Here is a 4,275-nt window from a genome sequence, read left to right as displayed (position 1 = left end):
TTGCAGCAAGCAAAGGATAACTCCTTAATGAGATTTGATCATCCGGAACCCGACACCTAGGCGATGTCAAAGCCATTCTGTTTTATGCCAGTCTTTTTCCGGCACTGGTTGATATGAAAAACCTGAATCTGTGGGACATGATGCTTATTATGCTCACCACCGCTGTGACTGTGGGTGGTGTAAAGCTAGTGTATGTGTTGTTTGCATCTGCACTGGTTGAAAAGCTGCGTGGTCGGGTTTCTTCTGATATGCCACGAAAATTTGGTGGTGCTGTGATGATGGGTTGTGGCGCTCTGCTGCTGGCTTCTGATAGCAGTGCTTAACTTCAGGTGTAATATACAAGAGAGAAATCATGCCGTTACTATTTTCCTATGGGACACTGCAACAAAAAGAAGTCCAGGTTGCCAATTTTGGCCGGGTGTTGTCTGGGGTTAAAGACATCCTGCAGGGTTATAAAATTGGTGAAGTGGTCATTACTGATGAGCGGGTGCTTCGGGAAAGTGGCAAGGCGATTCATCCGATCTTGCGCTTCACCGGTAATCCAGCAGATGAAGTGAGCGGTACAGTATTTGAAATAACAGATATCGAGCTTGCACAGGCGGATGACTATGAAGTTGATGACTACGTTCGCACCCTTGCTAGGCTAAAGTCCGGCAAAGAGTGCTGGATTTATGCAGCGGCAGAGGAGTGAGTCATGTTGAACCATCAAAGTGGTGAGTTTCTGGATCTTGATGATGTCCGGATTTATTACGAGACAACGGGTGTTACCCAGGGGCATCCAGTGATTCTGTTGCATGGTGGCCTTGGCAGTCTTGAAGACTTTTCCCCGATCATCCAGCTGCTGACCAACTCCTTCTATGTTATTGCCGTGGATATGCGGGGTCATGGTCGATCCACACTCGGAACCAAGCCCTTGACCTATCAGCAGCATCAAGCTGATATCCAGGCACTGGTTGTGCATCTGGGGCTGGAGAATTATTCACTTCTGGGTTTTAGTGATGGGGGGATTACTGCTTATCGAATTGCTGCGAGCAACCAGGCTGTTTGTGCACTTGTCACGATTGGTGCCCAGTGGCGCATTTCCCGCGAAGATCCATCGTTCGAAATTCTGGGTAGTGTTACCCCGGAAATGTGGGCAGAGATGTTTCCCGATGCACCCCCCAAATACGCCGCACTGAACCCGCAGGCAGATTTTAATAAGCTGGTGGATTCCTGTGTTGCTCTTTGGACTGATCTGGGTTCGACAGGTTATCCTCAGGATGCCATAACTGATATTAAGTGCCCGACACTCATACTGCGTGGTGATGGCGATTTTCTTCTTTCACTGACTGAAGCGGCAGAAGCTCAGGCCAGGATTGCTGGTTCATCGTTTGGCAATCTTCCTTTTGCAGGCCATGCTGCCATGGAAGATGTACCGGAAATCATCGCTAGGATAATCCGTGATTTTTTGCTCAACCCAAGAAAGGCAGAGGCAGAGGCCTGAGATTTCTCTGTGTGGTGTCGTACAGACGCTTTTGCCTCTGATGTTGAAACTGGTGACTCATCCGTCTTGCACGGGTCGTTATCAGGAGAAAGATCATGAATGCATACCTTCATCACGTATCCGGTTTTTTTGCTCATCGCGAAGAAGCTGAGAGCACACTTTCTACACTTGTCAGCCAAGGTTTGCCTCGCGCACAAATGAGAATTTTTACTGCCGACTCCACTTCTTCTTCTCCAGCGCAGGAGGTGAAGAGTGACGGTGCACTGCAGGACATGTTGGTGGATGGTGCAATTGGTACTGCAGTGGGTACTGGTGTTGGTGCGCTCGGTAGTATTGCGCTGGCAGCGGCAAGTGTGACACTGTTTGTTGCCAGTCCTGTGGTTGCACCTCTGGTGTTGCTGGGTTGGGGAGCAAGTATTGGTGGTTTGATCGGGGTTGCAGCGGGTGCTTCGGCAGGTGAAGGCAACAAAAAAGGCTGGTTTTCTGATCTGGTTGCTGATGCGATTGCCAATGGTCATGTTGTACTGGTGGTGGAAACCCGAAACGAGCAAGAGGCAATCACTGCACGGACAGTGATCCAGGCTTCGGTTGGTGAATACAAAGATACACAAGCTCTGGTTTGATAAGGAATGGACGAATGCGAAATACTCTGCGTGAAAAAATAATCGCAGTTTGTGATAAAAAAATACTGGTCAAAGGTGAATCGGTCGGGGTTTCCTTTTACGCTTTTTTTGCCAATAAAAATGATGATCCTGAGTTATTGATGGAAGCTGCAACCTGGTGGATTAAAACCCATGAGCTGGATCATTTTGAAAAAGCCATAAAAATTAAAAGCATGGTTGAAGCAGGGCTTTGAAGGAGTCTTTGATGTCGCAAAAGCTGGAGTTAAAAGTACCGCCGGTGGCTGTGTGGTTTGTTTTTGCCTTGTTAGTATGGATGGTGTCTCAAGTTTTGCCTTTGGTGCGGCTGGCTTTTTTTGGTCATCAGGGGCTGGCAGTGCTGTTGTTTGTTGCCGGCGGCATCATTGCTCTGATGGGTGTGCTGGAGTTTCGTCGCGCACAGACCACAGTGAACCCCATGCAGCCGCATCAGGCCAGTTGTGTGGTGGATACCGGAATTTTTAAGCTGACTCGCAACCCGATGTATCTGGGTTTGGCGGTGTCTTTGCTGGGTGTGGCAGCCTGGTGGTCAACTTTTGGTGGATACCTGCTGGTACTGCTGTTTTGTTTGTATCTCACCCGTTTTCAGATTATCCCCGAAGAACGCGCACTGCTGAAGCTGTTCGGTGCACCTTGTGCTGACTATATGCATCGGGTGCGTCGCTGGTTGTAATCAGTAAGTACTGGCTATTTACACATGCTGTTTGTATTGTCAGTATTCGCTGACTTATGATGCTCAATCTGACCCATGTCGACAAATCTAGCATCAATCAACAGGTTACGTGGTGTCAGCTGCCGGTTGCAGAAGGTGCCAAGCCTGACCTGATATCCAGCTTCCTGCAAGGTCAGTACATAATCCAGTACCAACCATAACTCCAGCGGGCGGCGGAACAGATGGCGCAGCAGTTCATGGCGCTGTACCTGTTGTAGGCGTTGTTTACCGTAAGCCAGCCATTGTTGTTCATCTATTTTAACAGGCAGGTTCAGCTGTTTTTCAGCGGCTGCCCAGCGGCAAAAATCAGTAAAGCGACCTTGCAGCAGGGTGGGTGAAACCGAAGGTAGCGGCAGGTAGTGTTCCTGTCCACGCAACTGGCGTTGCAGACCATCAAATGCCAGTCGCCAGAGATTCAGCTGATCACGCTGGCGAGTAACACGTTCTGGCGCGGTCACGGTTTCCTGCACGGCCAGTCGCAGCAGGGTTCGATCCAGTCCTTGCAATCGGCTGTTTTTTGCCTGTTGTGAAAGCGGTTGCCATTGGGGTTGTTGGATCAGGTGGTAACAGCAGGGTGAAAGACTCAGGCGCGACAGGTGTCGGCTGATGGCCTGATGGATCAACTGACGGTGCAGGTCACCACAGGCATGTAACGCCACACCGTGGGGTTCAACCGGCCAGAAGTCACCCAGTTGCATCACATCTTGTTGCCTGATCTGTACGGCATCTCCGGCAGCCTGTGCCAGTTGATTACCCTTTTGCACCAGAGCTTTATCCCATTCCAGCCCAGTAACGCTGCCGTGTGTGTGAGGTGCCAGAGTGCGCGCCAGATGACCACTGCCACAACACCAGTCAAAGACCGCCGTCTGCAGCGGCAGGATGGCTCCGGCAAAAGCACCGGCCTGTTGGCGTTTGCGCCCCGGCATGGCTTTGGCAAGGTTTTCCGGCAGGCTGCAGTCTGTTGTCCCTGTCAGTTCCGGCAGCATAAGTAACTGTTGACGCTGCGCCAAGGTCGGCAGCCATTGCATCAGAGGCTGGATCAGCTCATCCGGTTGCTCTTCATAGTGCTGGCAGGTTGCGTCGTCCAGCTGCTCCAACCAAGCTGCCAGTTCTGGGTAGCGTTCAGCCCAGTCAGGTGAAGGTGTGCTGAACGGCTGGCTTTGCCACAGGCTGTGGTGTTGATGCAGCCAAGCATCCAGCTGTTGCCAGCAGGATACCCAGTCCGGGGCAGATGTTGGCATTAGAACTGGAAACGGCTCCACACCGGCGCATGATCCGAAGGTTTTTCCATACCACGAATTTCATAGTCGATGCCGGTGTCCACACACAGGGGTGCCAGCGCTTTGCTAGCCAGCAGCAGGTCAATACGCAGCCCGCGTTTGGGCTGGTCTTCAAAGCCCTTGCTGCGGTAATCAAACCAG

7 protein-coding genes and 1 pseudogene are annotated in these 4,275 nt (G+C 51.1%); 6 read left to right on the top strand and 2 right to left on the bottom strand.

The features are described 5' to 3' along the window. Positions 1-113: 113 nt before the first annotated feature. The 6 genes from IBX50_RS17740 (at position 114) to IBX50_RS17715 (ending at position 2,815) form a co-directional block, all read left to right on the top strand. A complete protein-coding gene (locus IBX50_RS17740; protein ID WP_292257640.1) occupies positions 114-323 on the top strand; it encodes a hypothetical protein in 210 nt (69 codons plus the stop codon). A 29-nt stretch (positions 324-352) separates the two neighbouring features. Next, a complete protein-coding gene (locus tag IBX50_RS17735; protein ID WP_292257638.1) occupies positions 353-691 on the top strand; it encodes a gamma-glutamylcyclotransferase family protein in 339 nt (112 codons plus the stop codon). A gap of 3 nt (positions 692-694) precedes the next feature. Then, a complete protein-coding gene (locus tag IBX50_RS17730) occupies positions 695-1,483 on the top strand; it encodes an alpha/beta hydrolase (protein ID WP_292257636.1) in 789 nt (262 codons plus the stop codon). 95 nt (positions 1,484-1,578) lie between these two features. Next, complete coding sequence (locus IBX50_RS17725) at positions 1,579-2,106, top strand: hypothetical protein (protein ID WP_292257634.1); 528 nt, start codon at positions 1,579-1,581, stop codon at positions 2,104-2,106. Positions 2,107-2,120: 14 nt separating this feature from the next. Further along, the gene (locus IBX50_RS17720) at positions 2,121-2,339 is read left to right on the top strand and encodes a DUF6500 family protein (protein WP_292257632.1); all 219 of its coding nucleotides are present in this window, start codon (positions 2,121-2,123) and stop codon (positions 2,337-2,339) included. An 11-nt stretch (positions 2,340-2,350) separates the two neighbouring features. Further along, a complete protein-coding gene (locus IBX50_RS17715) occupies positions 2,351-2,815 on the top strand; it encodes an isoprenylcysteine carboxylmethyltransferase family protein (protein WP_292257630.1) in 465 nt (154 codons plus the stop codon). Positions 2,816-2,829: 14 nt separating this feature from the next. Here the strand turns inward: IBX50_RS17715 and IBX50_RS17710 are convergent, their stop codons facing one another. Both IBX50_RS17710 and IBX50_RS17705 read right to left on the bottom strand, forming a co-directional pair. Then, complete coding sequence (locus IBX50_RS17710) at positions 2,830-4,095, bottom strand: methyltransferase (RefSeq protein ID WP_292257628.1); 1,266 nt, start codon at positions 4,093-4,095, stop codon at positions 2,830-2,832. Next, positions 4,095-4,275: pseudogene (locus IBX50_RS17705) on the bottom strand (exodeoxyribonuclease III); the annotation flags it as partial. The pseudogene IBX50_RS17705 and the gene IBX50_RS17710, both read right to left, overlap by 1 nt.

The organism is Marinospirillum sp., from assembly GCF_014859565.1.
The sequence above is the reverse complement of the archived record's forward strand: the minus strand, read 5'-3'. Positions and strand labels throughout refer to the sequence as shown.